The sequence below is a fragment of the Streptomyces sp. NPDC051322 genome (assembly GCF_040689485.1).
Classification (GTDB): Bacteria; Actinomycetota; Actinomycetes; order Streptomycetales; family Streptomycetaceae; genus Streptomyces.
Genome location: NZ_JBFBAK010000005.1, coordinates 323885 through 344863, shown reverse-complemented (window position 1 = coordinate 344863; position 20979 = coordinate 323885). Strand labels below are relative to the sequence as shown.

The 20979-nt window shown below is 71.8% G+C and carries 12 protein-coding genes; 4 read left to right on the top strand and 8 right to left on the bottom strand.

The features are described from left to right. Nucleotides 1-112 precede the first annotated feature (112 nt). A complete protein-coding gene (locus AB0436_RS14935; protein ID WP_366468325.1) occupies nucleotides 113-910 on the top strand; it encodes a sugar phosphate isomerase/epimerase family protein in 798 nt (265 codons plus the stop codon). A gap of 146 nt (nucleotides 911-1056) precedes the next feature. Next, on the top strand, nucleotides 1057-2886 hold the full coding sequence (locus AB0436_RS14930; protein WP_366468239.1) for a glycoside hydrolase family 3 protein: 1830 nt from the start codon (nucleotides 1057-1059) through the stop codon (nucleotides 2884-2886). Between the two features lie 75 nt (nucleotides 2887-2961). On the opposite strand, the gene AB0436_RS14925 is transcribed toward AB0436_RS14930, so the two are convergent. The 6 genes from AB0436_RS14925 to AB0436_RS14900 all read right to left on the bottom strand — a co-directional run bounded on the left by AB0436_RS14925 (nucleotide 2962) and on the right by AB0436_RS14900 (nucleotide 13462). Then, on the bottom strand, nucleotides 2962-4386 hold the full coding sequence (locus tag AB0436_RS14925; protein WP_366468238.1) for a S28 family serine protease: 1425 nt from the start codon (nucleotides 4384-4386) through the stop codon (nucleotides 2962-2964). Nucleotides 4387-4497: 111 nt separating this feature from the next. Further along, nucleotides 4498-4821 carry a hypothetical protein gene (locus AB0436_RS14920; protein ID WP_366468324.1) on the bottom strand — a complete coding sequence of 108 codons (324 nt, stop codon included), beginning with the start codon at nucleotides 4819-4821 and terminating at the stop codon, nucleotides 4498-4500. Nucleotides 4822-5004: 183 nt separating this feature from the next. Further along, nucleotides 5005-8805 carry an ABC transporter ATP-binding protein gene (locus AB0436_RS14915; protein WP_366468237.1) on the bottom strand — a complete coding sequence of 1267 codons (3801 nt, stop codon included), beginning with the start codon at nucleotides 8803-8805 and terminating at the stop codon, nucleotides 5005-5007. Nucleotides 8806-9225: 420 nt separating this feature from the next. Continuing rightward, nucleotides 9226-10896 (bottom strand): thiamine pyrophosphate-binding protein, encoded by a 1671-nt coding sequence (locus AB0436_RS14910; RefSeq protein WP_366468236.1) that lies wholly within the window; start codon nucleotides 10894-10896, stop codon nucleotides 9226-9228. Further along, complete coding sequence (speB, locus tag AB0436_RS14905) at nucleotides 10893-11924, bottom strand: agmatinase (protein ID WP_366468235.1); 1032 nt, start codon at nucleotides 11922-11924, stop codon at nucleotides 10893-10895. The genes AB0436_RS14910 and speB overlap by 4 nt, the downstream gene beginning before the upstream one ends. A 41-nt stretch (nucleotides 11925-11965) precedes the next feature. Further along, nucleotides 11966-13462 (bottom strand): sodium:solute symporter, encoded by a 1497-nt coding sequence (locus AB0436_RS14900; protein WP_366468234.1) that lies wholly within the window; start codon nucleotides 13460-13462, stop codon nucleotides 11966-11968. Nucleotides 13463-13592: 130 nt separating this feature from the next. Between AB0436_RS14900 and AB0436_RS14895 the strand changes: the two genes are divergently transcribed. Beyond that, nucleotides 13593-14999: a PucR family transcriptional regulator gene (locus tag AB0436_RS14895; protein ID WP_366468233.1), complete on the top strand. Its 1407-nt coding sequence runs from the start codon at nucleotides 13593-13595 to the stop codon at nucleotides 14997-14999. A gap of 38 nt (nucleotides 15000-15037) precedes the next feature. Here AB0436_RS14895 and AB0436_RS14890 read toward each other — a convergent pair whose 3' ends face one another. Beyond that, nucleotides 15038-18010 carry an FAD-linked oxidase C-terminal domain-containing protein gene (locus AB0436_RS14890; protein WP_366468232.1) on the bottom strand — a complete coding sequence of 991 codons (2973 nt, stop codon included), beginning with the start codon at nucleotides 18008-18010 and terminating at the stop codon, nucleotides 15038-15040. Nucleotides 18011-18087: 77 nt separating this feature from the next. Next, a complete protein-coding gene (locus AB0436_RS14885) occupies nucleotides 18088-19356 on the bottom strand; it encodes an aminotransferase class III-fold pyridoxal phosphate-dependent enzyme (protein WP_366468231.1) in 1269 nt (422 codons plus the stop codon). Between the two features lie 165 nt (nucleotides 19357-19521). Here AB0436_RS14885 and AB0436_RS14880 point away from each other — a divergent pair, with 165 nt between their 5' ends. Then, on the top strand, nucleotides 19522-20961 hold the full coding sequence (locus AB0436_RS14880) for an NAD-dependent succinate-semialdehyde dehydrogenase (RefSeq protein ID WP_366468323.1): 1440 nt from the start codon (nucleotides 19522-19524) through the stop codon (nucleotides 20959-20961). The last annotated feature ends 18 nt before the right edge of the window (nucleotides 20962-20979 follow it).

Sequence of the window (20979 nt, the reverse complement as noted above, 5' to 3'; positions counted from 1 at the left end):
CACGCCCCGGCCTCGGTGTACCGGATCCGCCCGGGCGCACGGGTCACACTCGTCGCCCGGGAAGAACCACCTCGTACGAAACCGCACGATGTCGCTGGAAAGGACCACCACGTTGAAGTTCGCGTTCTCCACCCTCGGAGTGCCAGGTATCACCATCCAGGATGCGGTGCGGCTCGCGGCCGACACCGGCTACCAGGGGGTCGAGCTGCGCGCGCACCCCGAGGAGGCGCTGCACCCCGGCAGCGGTCTGCGTGAACGGCAGGCGGCCGCCGAGGAGTTCGCCCGCGGCGGAGTCGAGATCCTGGGTGTCGCCGGGTACGCCAGGGTCGCCGCCCCGGGCGACGACAAGGAGATCGAGGGCGAGATCGCCGAGCTGGTCTTCCTCGCCGCCGATCTCGGCGCCCCGTTCGTCCGGGTCTTCCCCGGCGCCGGCGACCAGGACCGGGCGGAGGCCGACGCGGCCGCCGCGCGCCGGCTGGGGGTGGCCGCCGAACTCGCCGCCGACAAGGGGGTGCGCATCCTGCTGGAGACGCACGACTCGCATCGCACCGGCGCCGACGCGGCCCGCATTCTCGGCCCGGTCGGCCACCGGAACGTCGGTGCGCTCTGGGACGTGATGCACACCTGGCTGGGCGGCGAGACCCCGGCCGCCAGCCATGCGGTCCTCGCCCCGCACCTCGGTTACGCCCAGGTCAAGGACATCGCGTCGGCCGACGACACCACCCCGATCGCGCTGGGCGCCGGTGTGCTGCCGCTCGCGGAGTGCGTGCGGCTGCTCGACTCGTCGGACGGGTGGCTGTGCTGGGAGTACGAGAAGCGCTGGTACCCGCAGGCGGCGGAGCTGCCCGGGCAACTGGCGCAGGGCCGGGAGTTCCTGGAGCGGCTTGCCGGAGGCCCGGCAGGAGGGTGAGCGCGAGGGGCAGGGCGCGCCGGGCTGCGGCATCTTTCTGCGTGTCGTTCTGCCCGCACCCTTGACCTGTCAGTAACTTTCCGGATATCCGTGCTCATTGGAAGTTTCCTTCAATTCCTTGCGCAGCATGGCCGGAAGGAGCACCAGTGCACCACCGCACCTCCAGACGCTCCCTGCTCACCGCTACCGCCGCAGTGGCCGCAACAGCGGCCACCGGCACCACGGCCCACGCCGAACCGCGCAGCCGGGATCACGACCACGGACAGGGCCGTGACCGGCAGCTCAAGAGACTCATCGCGCACATGAGCATCGAGGAGAAGATCGGTCAGCTCTTCGTGATGCGCGTCTACGGGCACTCGGCGACCGACCCGGACCAGGCCGACATCGACGCCAATCTCACCGACATGGGGGTGCGTGACGCCGCCGAACTGATCGCCACGTACCACGTCGGCGGCATCATCTACTTCACCTGGGCGCACAACACCCGTGACCCGTACCAGATCGCCGACCTCTCCAACGGCATCCAGCGGGCCGGGCTCGCCCAGCACACCCCCGTACCCCTGCTGATCGCCACCGACCAGGAGCACGGCATCGTCTGCCGGGTCGGCTACCCCGCCACCCTCTTCCCCGGCGCGATGGCGCTCGGCGCGGGCGGCTCCCGCGACGACGCCTACCTGATGGGCCGGATCGCGGGCAGCGAACTGGACGCCATCGGCATCCGGCAGAACTACTCACCGGACGCCGACGTCAACGTCAACCCGGCCAACCCGGTCATCGGTGTGCGGTCCTTCGGCTCGGAACCCGACGCGGTGGCCCGGATGGTCGCCGCCGAGGTGCAGGGCTACCAGAGCTCCCGGATCGCCTCCACCGCCAAGCACTTCCCCGGCCACGGCGACACCGCCGTCGACAGCCACACCGGCATCCCGGTCATCACCCACACCCGTGAGGAGTGGGAGCGCATCGACGCGCCGCCGTTCAGGGCGGCGATCGCCGCCGGGATCGACTCGATCATGACGGCGCACATCCAGTTCCCCGCCCTGGACCCGAGCAACGATCCGGCCACTCTCTCCCGTCCCATCCTCACCGGCATCCTGCGCGAGGAGCTGGGCTACCAGGGGGTGGTGATCACCGATTCGCTGGGCATGCAGGGTGTGCGGGACAAGTACGGCGACGACCGGGTCCCGGTGCTCGCGCTCAAGGCCGGCGTCGACCAGCTGCTGAACCCGCCGGACCTCGCCACCGCGTGGAACGGGGTGCGCTCCGCCGTGGAGAGCGGGGAGATCACCGAGGAGCGCCTCGACGAGTCGATTCTGCGGGTGCTTCAGGTCAAGGAACGGCGCGGTCTCCTGCAGCGCCCCTACGTGGACGCCCGCCGGATCGACCGGACCGTCGGCACCCGCTCCCATCTGGCCACCGCGGACCGGATCGCCGAGCGGACCACCACCCTGCTGGTGAACCGGGCCGCGCTGCTCCCGCTGTCCCCGCGCCGCCGGACGAACCTGCTCGTGGTCGGCGCCGACCCGGCCTCGCCCTCGGGCACGACCGGGCCGCCGACCACGGTGCTCGGCAAGGCGCTGACCGAGCTGGGCTTCGCCGTCACGGTGCTGTCCACCGGCACCAGCCCCACCGCGGAAACGATCGACGCCGCGGCTGCCGTCGCCACGGACATGGACGCGGTGATCGTCGGGACGTACAACACCGGTCCGGGTGACCCGCAGGGCCGGCTGGTGGCCGCACTGCTCGCGGCCGGCGCGCCCGTGGTGCAGATCGCGATCCGCAACCCGTACGACATCGCCTACCTGCCCGATGTCGGCGCGGCGCTCGCCACCTACAGCTGGACCGATGTCGAGCTCAGGGCCGCGGCGCGGGTGATCGCGGGCCGGGCGGAACCGCGAGGGCGGCTGCCGGTCCCGATCCAGCGCGCCGACGATCCGGCGCAGGTGCTCTATCCGGTCGGCCACGGCCTGTCGTACTGAGGCCGCCGGGCCTGCCGGTGCCCGCCGTCCCCGGGTCTTCGCCCCTTGGGACGGCGGGCACCGGCAGGTGGTGGCTCACGGCCGCAGCGAGGGGCCGCGCTCGACCGCGCTGCGGTCGAGCGCCGCGTCGTAGCCGGCCAGCGGCCGGGCCTTCGCCGGGTCGGAGCGGACCGCCGCCGGGGCGACGCCCGCCCAGGCCAGGATGCGCGCGGTGGCCTTCGCCTTGTCGTCGGGGGCGAGACCGGCGACATTGGCGCCGTGGTTCATGCCGGGCGCGGTGAAGACGTAACTGTCGTCGGCGTGCCGCCCGACGCTGAAGCGCTCGGCACCCCACGGGTCGTTCTGCCCGTACACGAACAGCATGTGGTGGGCGTGGTGCTTCACCCACTGGTCCACGTCGTCCATCACGAACGGCTGGAACCGCATCGGGATGGAGCGCGGCACATAGTGCCGGGGCGGCTGGTAGCCGTAGCGGCTCAGCTTGCCCAGCCAGGGCTGCGTGATGTCGGGCGAGCCGAGCTGGGTGCCGGCCTGGTAGTAGTACGGCGTGTACGGCTCGAGCCCCTGGTCGGTGTAGAAGGAGAAGCCGGAGATCGTGTCGATGGAGTCCCAGATCGCCTGGTCGGTGGCGTGCGGGGCGTCGGCGGGGATGGTGGCGCAGTCGGCGAGCAGGCTGTACTGCCAGAAGCCCCAGATGTAGTCGAGCACCACGGCCTCGTACGCCTTGTCGAGGCTGCCGACGGTGTGGAACGTGTAGCCGTTGTCCGCCGCGTACGCGGCGTACTTCTTCTCCAGCGGCTTGCGCCGGACGAGTGCTTCGCGCTGGACGCCCTCCAGCTTGGCGCGGCACTCCTTGGTGCCGACGGTCTCGAAGAACCGGTCATACGCCGAGTCCTCCTTGTCGACCACGTCGTCGGGCGCGACATACGCGACGACGCCGTCCATGTCGTGCGGGTAGTACCGCTCGTAGTAGGTGGCGGTCATGCCGCCCTTGGAGCCGCCGGTGGTCAGCCAGTTCTTGGAGTAGATCGGCTTCAGCGCCTCGTACAGCCGATGCTGGTCGCTCGCGGCCTGCCAGATGTCCAGCTTCGACCAGTCGGCGGGCTGCGGCCGGGAGGGTGTGAAGTAGCGGTACTCCAGCGACACCTGATTGCCGTCGATGATCCGGGTCGGCTCGCTGCGGCCGGGGGTGGTGGAGACGTTGTAGCCGCCCGTGTAGAAGACGGTGGGCCGGCTGGTGTCCTTGTGCAGCAGGGTGAAGCGCTGCTCGAAGGTGCCCTTCGAAGGATGGTGGTGGTCGATGGGCTGGGCATACTCGAACACGAAGTAGCGGTAGCCCGTGTAGGGCTTCTCCTCGACCAGGCTCATGCCCGGGATCGCGAGGATCCGGTCCTTGATGTCCGGTGTCGCGGCCGTGGCCGCCCCGGCCGATGCCCCTGCCGCGCTCACGGTGCCTATCAGCACCACAAGCGCGAGCAGCCATCTCAGCGCCTTGCGCATTCGCCCTCCCCTGGGATCACAACCTACGGGTCGCCGCGAACCTACTGGCGCAACGCGCGTCACGCCAAACCCAGTTGACCATGAACCAGCCGAGCGGGGCAGCTCAGGGGCTCAGCAGAGGATCCAGCCGGTGGCGGCCTTCTTGCCCGATACGGCGGCCACCGCCCGCACACAGCGGTTCGCCGAACGGACCTTCACCGGGCCCGCCAGACGGGTGAAACGACCGCTGTCGACGACCGCCCGGGCGCCGCGCGCCTGGAGCGAGACGGACATCTGTCGCCTGCGGCCCGGGGACTTGGCGAGGGTGACGGCGCAGGCGTACTGGCCGCTCCGGTACACCTGAAGCGTTCCGGCGGCGAACCGCACGCTCTCGACCCGGTGTCCGGGGCAACCTGATGCGGCGTCGGCGCGCGTGATGCCCGGCCCGGCGAGCATCAGCGCCAGTGCGGCCGCAGCCGTCAGCAGCACCGGGCCGCGCCGCGGTCGGTCGGCTCGTCCGGGCCACAGCCGTCCGTCGAACACTTTTGCTTCCCTCCACCGTATGAACGTATGCACGTACGGACGCACGGGGCACTCAGCGGGTTGCACCGGGGCCGGTGCGTTGGGGGCAAATGCAAGCTACGCCACGACCACCGGCTCGCCCACAAACGTGCGCCACAACTCCGCGTACCGCCCCTCCAGGGCCAGCAGCTCCTCATGCGTACCGTCCTCGACCACCCGCCCGTGATCCATCACCACCACCCGGTCCGCCCGCGCGGCGGTCGTCAGGCGGTGGGCCACCACCAGCGTGGTCCGGCGGCCGGTGATGCGGTCGGTGGCCTGGGTGACCAGGGCCTCCGAGGCCAGGTCGAGGGCGGCCGTGGCCTCATCGAGAAGGAGCACGTCGGGGTCGACCAGCTCCGCGCGGGCGAGCGCGATCAGCTGGCGCTGGCCGGCCGAGAGGTTGCGGCCGCGTTCGGCGACCTCGTGGAGATAGCCGCCGTCCAGCGTGGCGATCATGTCGTGTGCGCCGGCCGCCCGCGCCGCCGCCTCGACCTCGGCGTCCGTGGCCTCCGGGCGCCCGTAGGCGATCGCGTCGCGGACCGGTCCGGCGAAGAGGTACGCCTCCTGCGGGACGACACCCAGCCGGTGGCGGTAGGCGGTCATGTCCATGGCGCGCAGATCCGTGCCGTCCACGGTGACCCGGCCCGACGTCGGGTCGTAGAACCGCGCCACCAGCTTGACCAGGGTGGACTTGCCGGCCCCGGTCTCCCCGACGAAGGCGACCGTCTGACCCGCCGGGATCTTCAGGTCGATGCCGGCGAGCGCCGCCTCGGCGGCCCCTGCTCCGTCCTTCTCGGCGGATCCGTAGGCGAACGACACGTTCTCGAAGGCGATGTCGCCACGGAGTGCTGTCACCGGCAGCGGATCGGCCGCCGCCACCGTCGAGGTGGGCTCCTGGAGGAGTTCCTGGATGCGCCGCAGCGAGACGGTGGCCTGCTGGTAACCGTCGAAGACCTGCGACAGCTGCTGCACGGGGGCGAAGAACAGGTCGATGTAGAGCAGATAGGCGACCAGCGCACCGGTCGTGAGGGTGCCCGCCTCGATCCGGCCCGCGCCCACGATCAGTACGGCAGCGGCGGCCACCGAGGACAACAGCTGCACGAACGGGAAGTAGACCGAGATCAGCCACTGACCCCGCACCCGGGCCCGGCGGTAGTGGTCGCTGCGGTCGGCGAAGCGCTGCGCGCCGGTGCGCTCGCGCAGGAAGGCCTGCACGATCCGCAGCCCGGACACCGACTCCTGGAGGTCGGCGTTGACGACCGAGACCCGTTCACGGGCCAGCTCGTAGGCCTTGACGCTCTTCTTGCGGAAGAAGTACGTACCGAAGATCAGGAAGGGCAGCGTGGCGAAGACGACCAGGGCCAGCTGCACGTCGATCACCAGCAGCACGACCAGGATGCCGAAGAAGGTGACGACCGAGACGAACGCGGTGACCAGTCCGGTCTGCAGGAAGGTGGACAGCGCGTCCACGTCCGTCGTCATCCGGGTCATGATCCGGCCGGTCAGCTCACGCTCGTAGTAGTCGAGCCCGAGCCGCTGCAGCTGGGAGAAGATCTTGAGGCGCAGGGTGTAGAGAACCCGCTCGCCGGTCCGTCCGGTCAGCCGGGTCTCACCGGTCTGCGCCAGCCACTGCACCAGCACCGCCGCCAGCCCGAGTCCGGCCGCGGTCCACACCGCGCCGATGGCCAGCCGGTTGACGCCCTGGTCGATGCCGTGCCGGATCAGTACCGGGAGCAGCAACCCCATACCGGCGTCGATGGCGACCAGCAGCAGGCTGACGGCCAGGACCGGGCCGAAGCCGCGCAGCAGCCGGCGCAGCCCGTAGGAGGTCTCGGCGGTGACAGCGTGTGCTTCGTCGACGTCCGGGGTGTCGGTGGCCGGCGGCAGGGCCTCGACCTGGGCGAGGAGTTCCGGCGACGGCGGTCCCCCCTGCGCGGCAGGCGCGGACCGTTCGACGGGCGGCAGGCCGCCGGGGGCTGTCTCCGCCGCCTCTTCCTGACGGACCCAGAGCGGTGGGGTGATGCCGCGCTCCGCGTCGAACTCGGCTTCCAGCTCGTACCTTACGGAGGTGTCCTCCACCGCCTCGGCCCCCGCCGGCGCGGCATGTCCCGGTGACACCCCGCCCAGCTCGTCCGGGTCGGTCAGCAACTGCCGGTAGAGCGCGCACCGCTGCTGCAGTTCGTCATGGGTACCGATGTCCGCGAGGCGGCCTCCGTCGAGGACCGCGATGCGGTCGGCGAGGTTGAGGGTGGAGCGGCGGTGCGCGATGAGCAGCGTGGTGCGCCCGGCCATGACCCCGCGCAGCGCCTCGTGGATCTCGTGCTCGACCCGGGCGTCCACGGCGGAGGTGGCGTCGTCGAGCAGCAGCAGCCTGGGGTCGGTGAGGATGGCGCGGGCGAGCGCGATGCGCTGGCGCTGGCCGCCGGAGAGGGTGAGGCCGTGCTCGCCGACCGCGGTGTCGTAGCCGGCCGGCAGCTCGGCGATGAACCTGTCCGCCTGCGCGGCGCGGGCGGCGGTAAGGATCTGCTCCTCGGTGGCGTCGGGGAAGCCGTAGGCGATGTTGGCGCGGACGGTGTCGGAGAAGAGGAAGCTGTCCTCGGGTACCAGCCCGATGGCGGCCCGCAGCGATTTCAGCGTCAGCTCGCGCACGTCGTGGCCGCCGATCAGGACGGCGCCGCGGGAGACGTCGTAGAAACGCGGCAGCAGCAGCGAGACGGTGGACTTGCCGCTGCCCGACGAGCCGACGACGGCGACCGTCTCGCCCGGCGCGATGGACAGCGAGAAACCGTCGAGGACCGGGCGCGCCTCCTGGTAGCCGAAGGTGACGTCGTCGAACTCGACGGTGGCCTCGGCGTCCGCGGGCAGTTCCTTCGTACCGTCGGCGATGGACGGCTCGGTGTCGATCAGCTCCAGTACCCGCTCGACGCCGGCCCGGGCCTGCTGGCCGACGGTGAGCACCACGGCCAGCATCCGGACCGGGCCGACGAGCTGCGCGAGATACGTGGAGAACGCGACGAACGTACCGAGGGTGATCTGGCCGCGGGTGGCGAGCCAGCCGCCGAGCGCGAGCATCGCGACCTGGCCGAGGGAGGGCACCGCCTGGAGTGCGGGGGTGTAGCGGGCGTTCAGCTTGATGGTGCGCAGCCGCCCGGCGAAGAGCCTGCGGCTCGCCTCGCGCAGCTTGCCGGTCTCCTGGTCCTCCTGGCCGAAGCCCTTCACCACCCGGACGCCGGTGACCGCGCCGTCGACGACCCCGGCGACCGCTCCGGCCTGCGCCTGCGCGTACCAGGTGGCGGGGAAGAGCCGGACCCGGCTGCGTTTGGCGATGAACCAGAGCGCCGGGGCGACGGCCACCGCGATCAGGGTCAGCAGCGGGGACAGCCAAGCCATGATGGCGAGCGAGATCGCGAAGAGCAGCACATTGCCGATGGTCATGGGCAGCATGAAGAGCAGGCCCTGGATCAGCTGGAGGTCGCTGGTGGCGCGGCCGATGACCTGCCCGGTGGAGAGCTCGTCCTGGCGTCGGCCGTCCAGCTTCATGATCGAGCCGTACATCTCGGTTCGGAGATCGTGCTGGACGTCGAGGGCGAGCCGCCCGCCGTAGTAGCGGCGGACGAAGGTCAGGCCGTAGACGACGAGCGCGGCGGCGATCAGTGCGCCGGTCCAGAGCGCCAGCGACCGGGTGTGGTCCCCGATGACGTCGTCGATGATCACCTTGGTGACCAGCGGGACGAGTGCCATGACGGCCATCCCGCCCAGCGACGACCCGAGCGCGAGCAGCACATTGCGCCGGTACCGCCAGGCGTACCCGGCGAGTCTCCGGCCCCACCCCTGCTCCGCCGGTGCCGCGGTGTCCTGCTGTGCGGCGTCCGCCACCTGGTGCCTCCCGTTGTCCGATACCACCGGAAGTCTCCAACGCGGCCACCAGGAGATTTCATCCCGCCACAGCGACTCAGGACCGGCGCGGGCCGAAGACCGGTCGGAGGTCCTAGGACTTCGGTACCGGGCAGCACGCTGTTGTGGTCGCCACGCTGTTGTGGTCGCCATGCTGTTGTGGTCGCCGGCACACAGTCAGGGGACAGCCGACCCGCCACTCGTACGGATGACCTCGCAAGCGAACCCGCTCGCCTATACATAGCCCGGCTATACGTTCGCTCTCGCAGAGCGAGCTCGCCCGGCGTGCCGACATGACGCAGCCGCAGGTCTCCGCACTGGAGCTGGTCGACGACACGTCCGGCGTCGCGTTCCGGGCACGCACCACGGCCGCCTGACGCCACCGCTCGGAGGACCCGCTTCTCAGACGTGCGTCGGGGCGAACATCCGCAGGACCGCGGGCAGTACGACCACCGAAGGGCCGGGCGCCGCGAGGCAGGTGGCCAGGTCGGTGGTGAGGGATTCCGGGGTGGTGCGGACCGCGGGAACGCCGAAGGACTCGGCCAGGGCGACGAAGTCCGGGCGGGCGAGTTCGGTGCCGGTGGCCTCGCCGAAGGTGTCGGTCATGTATGCGCGCAGAATGCCGTAGCCGCCGTCGTCCACGATGAGCCAGGTGACCGGCAGGTCGTGCTGTCGGGCGGTGGCGAGTTCGGCGATCGAGTACATCGCGCCGCCGTCCCCCGACACGGCGAGCACCGGTTTCGTACGGTCGGCCACGGCGGCGCCCAGCGCGGCCGGGAAGCCGTAGCCGAGACCGCCCGCTCCCTGGGCGGAGTGCAGGGGGCCCGGCCAGGCGGACCACGCCCAGTAGGCGAGGATCGTCATGTCCCAGAAGCTGGGCGAGGTGGCGGGCAGTGCCTCATGGACCGACGCCAGCAGCTGCTGCTCCAGGTCCAGGCCCTGTCCGGCGATCCGTTCCCGTACGCGGGCGAGGACCGTGCGCACGGACTCCGCGGCGGCCGGGTCGGTCCGCTCGGTGACCGTGTCGAGGAGGGCGGCGAGGGCGGCCCGGGCGTCGGCGTGGATGCCCAGCGCCGGGTGGTTGGACTCGAGTTTGCCGAGGTCCGCGTCGATCTGGACGACCCGGCCGCGCGGCTCGAACGTGTGGTAGTTGGAGGAGAGTTCGCCGAGTCCGGAGCCCACGACCAGCAGGACGTCCGCCGATTCGAGGAAGTCCGTGGTGTGCCGGTCCTCCATCCACGACTGGAGTGAGAGCGGGTGCTCCCACGGGAAGGCGCCCTTGCCGCCGAAGGTGCAGACGACCGGGGCGTCGAGCTTCTCGGCGAGGGCGAGCAGTTTTCCTGCCGCGTCGGCCCGCACGACACCGCCGCCGGCGATGATCACCGGGCGCTCGGCGTGCGAGAGGTGGTGCGCGGCCACCGCGGTCAGCTCGGGGCGGGGTTCCAGGTCGCGCGGGGTCGCGTCCAGGGCGGTGACGACGGGGAGCTGCGTCTCGGTGAGGAGCACGTCCTGCGGGATCTCCACCCAGACGGGGCCGTGCGGGGCGGTCAGCGCGGACTCCCAGGCGGCGGCGATCGCGGAGGGGATCTGCGAGGCGGTGCGCACCGGGTGCACCGACTTCACGATGTCGCGGAACGACGCCTGCTGGTCGCGGAGTTCGTGCAGGTAGCCGTGGCGGCCGCCGCCGAGACCCGCCGCCGGGACCTGGCTGGAGACGGCGAGCACCGGGGCGCTGGCCGCTGCCGCCTCCTGGAGCGCGGCGAGCGAGGTCAGCGCGCCGGGCCCGGTGGAGAGCAGCAGCGGGGCCACCTCGCCGGTGATCCGGCCGTAGGCGTCGGCGGCGAAGCCCGCGTTGTTCTCCACCCGCAGGCCGATGTACGCGAGCGCGGAGCGGCGCAGCGCGTCGAACATGCCGAGCGCGTGCTGCCCCGGGAGGCCGAACACGGTGGTCGCGCCGAGGCCCTGGAGGGTTTCGACGACGAGGTCGCCGCCGTTGCGGCCGGCCGGAGGGCGCAGGGCGGCCGTGGTCTGCTCGGGGGTGAGCTGCGGCCGCTCGTCGTGGTCGTGACTCACTTCGCCCGGTCCTCGGCGCTGCGCCCATCGCCCTGCCTGCCGGCCGCACTGTGCCCATGACCCTGCCTGCCGGCAGCGATTTGCCGCGACATGATCGTGGTGAGTTCGTACGCCGTGTGGGAGGCGGCGACCGAGGTGATCTCGGCGTGGTCGTATGCGGGTGCGACCTCCACCAGGTCGGCGGAGACCAGGTGGCAGGAGGCCAGGCCCCGGACGATCTCCAGGAGTTCGCGGGAGGTCAGTCCGCCCGCTTCCGGGGTGCCGGTGCCCGGGGCGTGGGCCGGGTCGAGCACGTCGATGTCGATGGAGATGTAGAGCGGGCGGTCGCCGATGCGCTGGCGCAGCTGGTCGGTCACCTCGTCCACACCGCGCCGCATCACATCGGCGGACGTCACGATGCCGAAGCCCATCTTGGCGTCGTCGTCCAGGTCCTGCTTGCCGTAGAGCGGTCCGCGGGTGCCCACGTGGGAGAGCGCGGCGGTGTCGAGGATGCCCTCCTCGACGGCCCGGCGGAACGGGGTGCCGTGGGTGTAGGCGGCGCCGAAGTAGGTGTCCCAGGTGTCCAGGTGGGCGTCGAAATGCAGCAGCGCGACCGGACCGTGCTTCTTCGCCACCGAGCGCAGCAGCGGCAGCGCGATGGTGTGGTCGCCGCCCAGCGTCATCATCCGGGCGCCGGTCCCGAGCAGGTCGTCGGCCGCGGCCTCGATGGTCTCCACGGCCTCCTCGATGTGGAACGGGTTGGCCGCGATGTCTCCCGCGTCGGCGACCTGGGCCAGCGCGAACGGCGACGCATCCTGCGCCGGGTTGTACGGGCGCAGCAGCCTGGAGGCCTCCCGGATCGCGTTGCCGCCGAAGCGGGCGCCGGGCCGGTAGGAGACGCCGCTGTCGAAGGGCACACCGACGACGGCGACGTCGGCACGGCCGCCGACCTCGTCGAGCCTGGGCAGCCGGGCGAACGTGGCCGGACCTGCGTACCGCGGGATGCGGGACGAGTCGACGGGGCCGCGCGGCTGTTCGGTGCTGGTCATGGGAGATGCCCTTCTTTTCATGCTTTTGGCGTTTTGTCACTCTAGCTGTGCGTGGAAATGGTCCGCGGCCCGGGTTCCGCCTCCGCCCCGTCGCCGCCGGGGCTGCCGTCGTTTGCGGGGCTACCGGCCAGGCGTTCGCGCCAGGCGGCCAGTACGGCCGGATCGGTCGGCTTGGTTCCCACCGAGACGACGACGTACGAGAGCAGCGAGGCGGCCAGACCGTAGTAGATCGGCTCGTTGGCGAGGGCGCCGTACGTCACCATCAGGCCCAGTACGACGAGCCCGCCGACACCCACCGCCGCCAGCGCACCGTGCACGGTGCCGCGCTTCCACAGCAGACCGCCCAGGATCGGCACCAGCAGGCCGCCGACCAGCAGGTTGTAGGCGACGGTGAGCGCCTCGACGACGTTGTTCAACGCGATCGAGATACAGATCACGAGTACGCCCATGGCCAGGATGAAGGCACGGTTGCCGCGCACCTCGTCGCGGTCGGGAGCCCTGCTGCCGGTCAGCCCGCGCAACCGCGACCAGATGTCGTTGTTGGCGACGGTGGCACAGGCGATCAGCGCTCCCGACGACGTCGACATCACCGCGGCCAGCGCGGCGGCGAGCACCAGGCCCCTTACCCCGATGGGCAGTTCATCCTTGACGATGGTGGCGAACGCGGCGTCGGCGCTCGGCAGCTTCGGGTACATCACCTTGGCCGCCGTACCGATGACGGCGCCGGCGACGGCGTACAGCAGGCAGTAGGTACCGGCCACCGTGCCGCCGATCCTGGCCACCTTGTCGCTGCGCGCGGTGAACACCCGCTGCCAGATGTCCTGGCCGATCAGCATCCCGAAGGTGTAGATGAGGACGTACGTGAAGATGGTCTCGCCGCCGATGCCCAGCGGGTCGAAGTAGCTGGTGGGCAGCTTGGCCTTCATCTCGGCGAATCCGCCGGCCTTGACCACCGCGATCGGCAGCAGCAGCAGAAGCAAGCCGACCGTCTTGACGACGAACTGCACCATGTCCGTGAGGGTGATCGACCACATGCCGCCGAGCGTCGAGTACGCCACGACGATCGCACCGCCGAGGATGATCGCCACGGTCCGGTTCATGTCGAAGAGGACGTCGAAGATGGTCGCGTAGGCGATGGTCGACGTCACCGCGAGCATCAGGGTGTACGCCCACATCACCACGCCGGAGATGACACCGGCCCGCCCGCCGTACCGCAGGTCGAGCATCTCGGAGACGGTGTAGACCTTGAGCCGGGCGATCCGCGCGGAGAAGAAGACACTGAGCGCCAGCAGCCCGAGGCCGATGGTGAGGACCATCCAGGCGCCGGAGAGCCCGTACTGGTAGCCGAGGCCGACGCCGCCGATGGTGGAGGCACCGCCGAGGACGATCGCGGCCATGGTGCCCGAGTACATCGCGGGTCCGAGCCTGCGGCCCGCCACCAGGAAATCGGCCTTCGACTTGGCGCGGCGCATGCCCCACCAGCCCATGGCGAGCATGCCCGCCAGATAGACGACGATCACCGCGTAGTCGACTGCCATGAGCCCTCCCTCTCCTCCACCACCGGACCGTCTGCTTCACCTGCTTCGTCGGTTGACATTAGGTGGCCGGAAAGAGGGGTTGAAGTGTACGTTCCATCCATCAGACCCCAGATCGATGGATGGAACATCCATGCCGGACCCTGCCGCTCCCCCGACCTCTCCCGTACCGCTGGCCGCGCTGCTGGGCCGCCGGGATCTGGGGCTGCGCCATCTCGCGGGCCCGGCCGCCGACGAGTCCGCGGTGCACTGGGTGCACACCAGCGAGATGGCCGACCCGTATCCGTATCTGCTCGGCGGCGAACTGCTGCTGACCGCGGGCGTGCAGCTCAGCGACCCGGACCGTTATGTGGCGCGGATCGTGGCGGCCGGCGGTGCGGCGCTCGGCTTCGGGGTCACACCGGTGTACGACACGGTGCCCGCTGCGCTGGCCGAGGCCTGCGACCGGCATGGTCTGCCGCTGGTGGAGGTCCCGCCGGGGACTCCGTTCACCGCGGTGGCGCGCGCGGTGTGGGGGCTGATGGCCGAGGCACGCCACCATGAGCTGCGCAGGGTGTCGGGGGCCCAGCAGGCGCTGGCCGCCGCCGCGGCCCGTCCCGACCCGGTGCCCTCGGTGCTGCACCGGCTGGCCACCCGGCTGGACGGCCGGGCGGTGCTGTTCGGGCCGGACGGCGTGGCCCGGTGGGCGGCCGGCCGCGAGCCCGGCGCGGAGGCCCGGGACGCGCTGGCGGCGCTGGCCCCCGTCGTACGGCCCGCGACCGGCCGGTCCGCCCCGGCATCGGCCACCGACACCGCGGGCTCCGTCCACCTGGCCGCGTACGCCATCGCCGGGAGCGAGGGGCTGGTGCTCGGTGTCGCCACCGCGCACCGCGAACCCGGCGACCACACCATCGCCGGGGTCGCCGTGGTGCTGCTCTCGCTGCTGACCGCGCCACGGCAGGGCGCCGACGAGTCCGCGCGGTCGGCGGCGCTGGTCCGGTTGCTGCTCGGCGCCGAACCGGCCGATGTCGCCCCCCTGCTCGGCGACGGCCCGTGGACCGTGGTGCACGCCCACGGCGAAGGAACCCCGCCCCCACTGGACAGCCCGCTGGTGGACGCCCGGGCGGACACCGTACGGGTGGTGCTCCCCGCCGACCGCTCGGTGCGCCCGCACCCCGGCTGGACCCTCGGCGTGAGCGCCCCCGCCGCGCCCGGCGACCTGGCGGCCGCCGACGCCCAGGCCGGCCGCGCCCTGCGCCGGGCGCAGGCGAGCCGCACCCCGCTGGTCCGGCACGGCGGCACCGGGATCGCGGCGCTCCTCGATCCGGACGAAGCCGCCGCCCACGCCCGGGCCCTGCTCGCGCCGATCGGCGAGCCCCTGCGCGAGACCCTGCGCAGCTGGCTGGCGCTGCACGGCAGCTGGGACCGGACGGCGGTGGCGCTGGGCGTGCACCGCAACACCGTCCGCCAGCGGATCGCCCGCTGCACGACGCTGCTCGACGCCGACCTGGACGACATGGACGTGCGTACGGAGCTGTGGCTCGCCCTGCGCGGTCGCTGAGGACCCATGCCGGGTCCCGGCACCGGACGGGCCGGCCGCTACGCGCCGCCGGAGCGGATGCTGTCGCGCAGCACTTCCGCCAGATGGACCGGCCGCCGGGGCGACAGCTGGGAGATCTGGGTGCGGCAGCTGAAACCGTCGGCCAGCACGACGGTTTCCTCGGACGCCTCGCGCAGCGCCGGGAGCAGTACGTTCTCACCGACCTGGACCGAGACGTCGTAGTGCCCGCGCTCGAAGCCGAAGTTGCCCGCCAGGCCGCAGCAGCCGGAGTCCAGCCGGTCGTTGTCGATCCCGGCCCTGGCCATCACCCGGTCGTCGGCGGCGCTGCCGAGCGTGGCGTGCTGGTGGCAGTGCGTCTGGGTCATCGCCTTGCCTTCAAGTCGGCCGAGGTCAACGTCCGGGGCATGCCGGTCCAGCAGTTCGGCGAACGTCAGGGTGGACCGGGCGGCGCGGGTGGCCCGGGGGTCGCCGGCGAGCAGTTCTTCCGCGTCGGAGCGGAACAGCGAGGTGCAGCTGGGCTCCAGGCCGACCATGGGGATGCCCTGCGCGAGGTACGGATCCACGGCATCGAGGGTCCGGCTCAGGACCCGGCGGGCGGTGGCGAGCTGACCGGTGGTCAGCCAGGTCAGGCCGCAGCACAGCCGGTCCTTCGGCAGCAGCACCTCGAAGCCCGCGTGTTCCAGTACCTCCACGGCGGCCCGGCCCACCTCGGGCGCGAAGTACTCGGTGAAGGTGTCCGGCCACAGCAGTACCCGCCGACCGGTGGCCGGGGGTGTCCGCGCGGTGCGTCGCGCTGCTTCCCGGGCGGCACTGTGCTGCTCGAACCAGCGGCGGAAGCGCTGCGGGGCGAACTGCGGGATCGGACGCTCGGGGGCGATGCCGCCGGCCGCCTTGAGCGCGGCGGCGGAGGCGCGGCCGCGGGTGACGGCGTTGACCAGCCGGGGAGCCCGGCCCGCCAGCGCCGACCAGAGCGGCAGCCAGCCCAGTGAGTAGTGCGAGGCGGGACGCAGTCGCCCCCGGTAGTGGTGCTGCAGGAACTCGGCCTTGTAGGTGGCCATGTCGACGCCGGTCGGGCAGTCGCTCTTGCAGCCCTTGCAGGACAGGCAGAGGTCGAGCACCTCGCGGACCTCGTCGGACCGCCAGCCGTCGGTGATGACCTCGCCCTGCACCATCTCGTACAGCACCCGCGCGCGGCCCCGGGTGGAGTCCTTCTCGTCGCCGGTCGCCCGGAAGCTCGGGCACATCACCCCGCCGGAGCCGGTACGGCACTTGGCGATGCCGACGCAGCGGCGCAGCGCCCGGCTGAGGTCTCCGCCGTCCTGTTCGAGCGCCAGGGTGGTGACCATGGGCAGCGCCGGGCGGTGGCCCGGCTTGATCCGCAGCCGTTCGTCGGCGGGCCTGGGGTGGATGAGGATCCCCGGGTTCAGGCGGTTGCCCGGATCCCAGATCTCCTTGAACGCGGCGAACGCCGCCATCGCGTCCGGGCTGTGCACGAGCGGCAGGAACTCCGCGCGCGCCTGGCCGTCGCCGTGCTCACCGGACAGGGTCCCGCCGTGCCGGCCGACCAGTTCGGCCGCTTCGCGCATGAAGCTGCGGAAGACCTGCACGCCCTGGTCGGTGCCGTAGTCGAAGTCGATGCGGATGTGCACGCATCCCTCGCCGAAATGCCCGTACGGCGTGCCGTGCAGTTCGTGACGGGCCATCAGGTTCTCGAAGTCGCGCAGGTAGGCGCCGAGGTTTTCGACCGGGACCGCCGAGTCCTCCCAGCCGGGCCATGCCTCGGACCCGTCGGGGGCCCGGGTGGCCAGTCCGGAGCTCTCCTCCCGGATCCGCCACAGCGCGCCCTGTTCGGCCGGGTCCTGCACCAGCCGCATGCCGACCGCCCCGGTGTCCCGCTGCAGGACGAGCGCCCGCTCCTGCTCGGCGGCCGCGTCGGTGGCCGGGCTGTCGGAGCCGAATTCGCACAGCAGCCAGCCGCGGCCGTCGGGCAGCAGCCGCTCCGGCTGTGCGTCGGGGACATTGCGGCGCAGCGCGGCGACCTGGTCGGCGCCGAGGCCCTCGCAGGCGATCGGCCCGTGCCGCAGCACGGCCGGCGCCGCGTCGCCCGCCGCCGGCAGGTCGTCGAAACCGAGGGCCACCAGGGTGCGGCGGACCGGCAGCGATACCAGGCGGACGGTGGCGGCGAGCACCACCACACAGGTGCCCTCGGTGCCGACGAGCGCCGCGGCCACGTCGAAGCCCCGCTCGGGGAGCAGATGTTCCAGACCGTATCCGGAGACCTGACGCCGGAAGCGCCCCAACTCGGTACGGAACAGGGCCAGGTTGGCGTCCCGCAGGTCGCGCAGCCCGGCATGGATCTCGCCGCTGCGGCCACCGGCGTCGATGACTTTCTGCAGCTGCTCCGGGTCGAGCGGGCGCACCTGCATGCGGGTGCCGTCGTAGGTGAGTACGTCGAGTTCGACGATGTTGTCGGCGGTGCGGCCCCAGGCCACCGAATGGGTACCGCAGGCGTTATTGCCGATCATGCCGCCGATGGTGCAGCGCGCGTGCGTGGAGGGGTCGGGACCGAACCTCAGCCCCTGCGGGCGGCAGGCGGCCTGCAGGTCGTCCAGGATCACCCCGGGCTGCACCCGGGCGGTGCGCGCCGCCGGGTCGATGGCCAGGATCCCGGTGAGGCTGCGGGAGGTGTCGATGACCACGCCGTCGCCCACCGCCTGGCCGGCGATGCTGGTGCCGGCGCCGCGCAGGGTGACCGCCACTCCGAGCTCCCGGCAGGCGGTGATCGCGGCGATCAGCTCGTCGGTGTCGGCGGGCAGCACCACCGCGGCGGGCACCTGCCGGTAGTTGGACGCGTCCTGCGAGTATTCGGCGCGGCGCCGCCGCCCGAAGTCCACCGAGCCCGCGGGGACCGCGGCGCGCAGGGCATGCTCCAGCGCCGGCAGGGCCCGGGGATCGGGCGCGTCGGGGTGGCCGGGGATCAGTCCGGCGCGCGGTGACCGGTGGAGAGCCATGGCTGCTGCGTCACTTCCTTGCGCGGCTGCGCACTACGTGGTGCGGGTGAGGTGGGTCGCGGGCCGGCCGGGCCGAGTCAGCCCAGAACCTCGCGCACCGCTTCGGTCCACCGGCTCAGCCCGTCGTTCACCTGCGCCTCGGTCACCACCAGCGCCGGGATCATCCGTACCACCTGGCAGCGGGTGCCGCAGGTGAGCAGCAACAGACCGCGCCGGGTCGCCGCCGCCTGCACCAGGGCGGCGGTCGCGCCGTCCGGCTCGCCGTCCGCCGTGACGAACTCGGTGCCGGCCATCAGCCCGAGGCCCCGCACATCACCGATGCCGGCTCTGCCGTCGGCCGGGTACTGCTCCGCCACCGCGCGGAGGCCGGTCAGCAGCTGGGCGCCGCGCTCGGCCGAGTTCTCCACCAGCTTCTCGTCCTGGATGACGTCGAGCGTGGCGATCGCGGCGGCGCACGCCACGGCGTTCCCGCCGTAGGTGCCGCCCTGCGAGCCCGGCCACGCCTTCTCCATGATCGCCCTGGGTGCGGCGATGGCCGACAGCGGGAAGCCGCTGGCCAGTCCCTTGGCGGTGACCACGATGTCGGGTCGGCCCGCGAAGTGGTCGTGGCCCCAGAAACGGCCGGTACGGCCGAAGCCGGTCTGCACCTCGTCCAGGATGAGCAGGATGCCGTGGCGGTCGGCGCGCTCGCGCAGTCCGCTCAGGAACTCGGCGTTGGCCGCCACGTAGCCGCCCTCGCCCAGCACCGGCTCCACGATGAACGCGGCCGTGTCCGCGGGCGCGGTGACGCCGGCGAGCAGCTGGTCGAGCTCGCGCAGGGCGAACCGGGTGGCCGTCTGCTGGTCCCAGCCGTAATAGAAGGGGTTGGGGAAGGGCGCGATCGCCACCCCCGGCATCAGCGGGCCGAAGCCGGAGCGGAACTTGCCGGCGGACGTGGTCAGCGAGGCGGCGCCGATGGTGCGGCCGTGGAACGACCCCTGGAAGACCACGATGTTCGGCCGCCCGGTGGCCTGCTTGGCCAGCCGCATCGCGGCCTCCACGGCCTCGCTGCCGGAGTTGGCGAAGAACAGCGAGTCCAGGCCCTGCGGCAGCACCTCGGCCAGCCGCTCGGTCAGGGTGAGCAGCGGCTGGTGCATCACGGTCGTGTACTGGCCGTGGATCAGGGTGGCCACCTGCTGCTGGGCGGCTTCCACCACCCGCGGGTGGCAGTGACCGGTGCTGGTGACGCCGATGCCCGCGGTGAAGTCGAGATGGGCGCGCCCGTCCTCGTCGTAGAGGTAGACCCCTTCGCCGCGTACGGCGAGGACCGGGGTGGCCTGCTTGAGCACGGGGGAAAGCTCGGTCATGGTCGGCTCCTCATGGTCGGCTCTTTGTGCTTACCGAATCGGGCTTACCGAAAAGCTCCATCGTAGGATTGTCAACAACTTACTCACATGCAAGCATGTATTCGTGTTGCTGTCTACGAGCTGGGGACCGTCGTGAATACAGATACGGATCGCGAACGAACTGTGGTGCGGAACGTCCCCACCGGCCTGTTCATCGGCGGGAAATGGCGCCCTGCGGCCTCGGGCGCCGTCTTCGACGTGGAGGATCCCGCGGCGGCACGCCCCCTGTGCACGGTGGCCGACGCCGGCGCCGACGACGCACTGGACGCGCTGCGGGCCGCCGCCGACGCACAGGATGCCTGGGCCGCCCACCCGCCCCGTGAGCGCGGCGAGATCCTGCGCCGGGCGTACGACCTCATCCACGCCCGCATCGACGACCTCGCCCTGCTGATGACCCTGGAGATGGGCAAGCCGCTGGCCGAGGCGCGCGGGGAGGTGGCCTACGCCGCGGAGTTCTTCCGCTGGTTCGCCGAGGAAGCGGTGCGGATCGAGGGCGGTTACGCGGTCTCCGCCGACGGCAAGGACCGGCTGGTGGTCATGCGCCGGCCGGTCGGCCCCGCACTGCTCGTCACCCCGTGGAACTTCCCGCTGGCGATGGGCACCCGCAAGATCGGCCCGGCGGTGGCGGCCGGCTGCACGATGGTGATCAAGCCCGCCGAGCAGACCCCGCTCTCGATGCTGATGCTGGCGCAGATCATGACCGAGGCCGGTCTGCCCGACGGCGTGCTGAACGTGATCACCAGCAGCCGGCCGGGAGAGGTGGTCGAGCCGCTGCTGCGCGACGGCCGTATCCGCAAGCTCTCCTTCACCGGTTCCACGCAGGTCGGCAAGCTGCTGATCGAGCAGAGCGCCCAGCAGGTGCTCAAGGTGTCCCTGGAGCTGGGCGGCAACGCACCGTTCATCGTGTGCGAGGACGCCGACCTGGACCTGGCGGTCGAGGGCGCCATGCTGGCCAAAATGCGCAACATGGGCGAGGCCTGCACGGCGGCCAACCGGCTGTACGTGCACGAGAGCGTGGCCGGCGAGTTCGCCCGCAGGCTGGCCGAGCGGATGGGGTCGCTGGTGGTCGGCCGGGGCACCGAGACCGGCGTGGACGTCGGTCCGCTCATCGACGAGGCCGGCCGCACCAAGGTCCGCGAACTCGTCGGCGAGGCCGTCGCCGGCGGCGCCAAGGCGCTGGTCGGCGGGGAACCGGTGCCCGGTGACGGGTACTTCTACGCCCCGACCGTTCTCGTCGACGTCCCGGCGGACGCCCGCATGATGCACGAGGAGATCTTCGGGCCGGTGGCGCCGATCATCGAGTTCTCCGACGAGGACGAAGCGGTCGCCGCCGCCAACGCCACCGAGTACGGGCTCGTTTCGTACCTGTTCACCGAGAACCTGCGGCGCGCCTTCCGGCTCTCGGAGCGACTGGACACCGGGATGGTCGGGCTCAACAAGGGCGTGGTGTCCAACCCCGCGGCGCCGTTCGGCGGAGTGAAGCAGTCCGGGCTCGGCCGGGAGGGCGGGCGCGTCGGCATCGACGAGTTCCTGGAGACCCGCTACCTGGCGATGCCGCTGTCCTGATCTCCCGATCCCCAGCCG